This window comes from Allobosea sp. 05T422_2 (assembly GCF_056396265.1).
In genome coordinates this window covers 1-1,823 of the sequence record NZ_JBFTLD010000495.1, presented here as the reverse complement: position 1 = coordinate 1,823, position 1,823 = coordinate 1, and the positions used below count along the sequence as shown (strand labels likewise).

1 protein-coding gene and 1 pseudogene are annotated in these 1,823 nt (G+C 70.4%); one reads left to right on the top strand and one right to left on the bottom strand.

Going from position 1 to position 1,823, the window contains the following annotated elements; translation table 11 throughout:
• Positions 1 to 1,678 (top strand): xanthine dehydrogenase family protein molybdopterin-binding subunit (locus AC1DJT_RS36540; RefSeq protein ID WP_476836042.1); only part of this gene is annotated, 1,678 nt, incomplete at its 5' end.
• Between the two features lie 63 nt (positions 1,679 to 1,741).
• Here AC1DJT_RS36540 and AC1DJT_RS36535 read toward each other — a convergent pair.
• Positions 1,742 to 1,816: pseudogene (locus AC1DJT_RS36535) on the bottom strand (molybdopterin cofactor-binding domain-containing protein); the annotation flags it as partial.
• Between the last annotated feature and the right edge of the window lie 7 nt (positions 1,817 to 1,823).

Genomic DNA, 1,823 nt, shown 5'->3' with positions numbered 1-1,823 from the left:
GAGCGGCCGCTACCGGCTCTCGCTCAGCGGCGCCTCCGTTCACGACATCCGCCGCGAGCTTGGCCTCGTTCTCAAGGTCGGRCCCGAGCGGATCGATGTCGCCTGCCCCGATGTCGGCGGCGGCTTTGGCATGAAGAATGTCACCTACCCCGAATATGCGCTCGTGCTGATCGCGGCGCAGCGCCTGGGCCGGCCGGTGCGCTGGCTTGCCGAGCGGATCGAGGATTTCGCCGGCGGCGCCCATGCCCGCGACAACCTGACGACGGGGCGGCTTGCCCTCGATGCCAGAGGCCGTTTCCTGGCGCTGGCGGTGGAAACCATCGCCAATCTCGGCGCCTATGTCTCCTCGCTCGGGCCCGGCAGTTCGACGACCGCGCCGACGCCCGCCATGGGCGGGCTCTACGACATTCCGGCGATGAGCATKGATGTCCGCTGCGTCTTCACCAACACCGCGCCGGTCGACGCCTATCGTGGCGCCGGCAAGCCGGAAGCGAACTACCTGATCGAACGKCTGGCCGATGAGGCGGCGCATCTGCTGCGGATCGATCCGGCCGTGCTGCGCAAACGCAATTTCATCCGCAGCTTCCCCTATCGAAAGCCCTTTGGCGCTGTCCTCGACTGCGGTGCCTTCACGGGGAATCTCGAGCGCGTGCTGGCGGCGGCCGACCGCGCCGGCTTCCGCCGCCGCCGCGCCGTCTCGCGCCGGCGCGGACAATTGCGGGGCTTCGGCATCGGCTGCTTCCTGGAAACCGCGCGCGGCGGACCGAATGAGGATGCCTGGCTCAGCTTCCGCGCCGACGGCCGGGTCGAGATGGCGGTCGGCACCCAGTCGAACGGCCAGGGGCACGAGACGAGCTTTGCGCAGGTCCTGTCGCAACAGCTCGGCCTGCCGGCCGAGCATTTCCATCTCGTGCAGGGCGACACGGCGCGCGTCCCCACCGGCGGCGGCCATGGCGGCGCCCGCTCGCTGCATATGGGGGGCGGCGCCCTCGTCCTGGCGGCGCGTGCCTTGATCCGGGCCGCCAAACCCGCCGCCGCAGAGTTGCTCCAGGCCCCAACCGAGGCCGTGCTCTTCCAGGACGGCTGGTTCCGTGCGCCCGGCGCCGGCAACGTCGCTCTCGCGACGGTCGCGCGCCATATCGGGGAGACGACCGGCCGGGCGCTCTCAGGCCATGGCGCCCATCGCGACGCCCCCCTCACCTTCCCGAACGGCGCGCAGACGGCCGAGGTCGAGATCGATCCCGAGACCGGCGCAGTGACGCTGCTGCGCTATGTCGCCGTCGACGACTACGGCACCCTGATCAACCCGCTCCTGACAGAGGCCCAGGTCCATGGCGGCCTGGCGCAGGGCATCGGCCAGGCGCTGATGGAGGACATCCGCTACGATCCGGAAGGCGGCCAGCTCCTCAGCGCGACCTTCATGGACTACGCGCTGCCGCGCGCAGCCGACCTACCCTGTTTCGAGCTCTCGCTGGTCGAGCTGCCGACGACGGCCAACCCGCTCGGCGTCAAGGGCGCCGGGCAGGCCGGCTGCATCGGGGCGCCGCAGACGGTGATCCACGCGATCCTCGATGCGCTGCGCCCGCTCGGCGTCAGCCACATCGACATGCCGGCGACCCCGGCCCGGATCTGGCGCGCGATCCAGGAGGCCAGGACGCCCGTTGCGAATGAACCATGACGTCACGTGGGCCTGAGATTTCAGGCCCACGTGACGTCGGTACAGCGGACCGCCCTGCGCCAGGCCGCCATGGACCTGGGCCTCTGTCAGGAGCGGGTTGATCAGGGTGCCGTAGTCGTCGACGGCGACATAGCGCAGCAGCGTC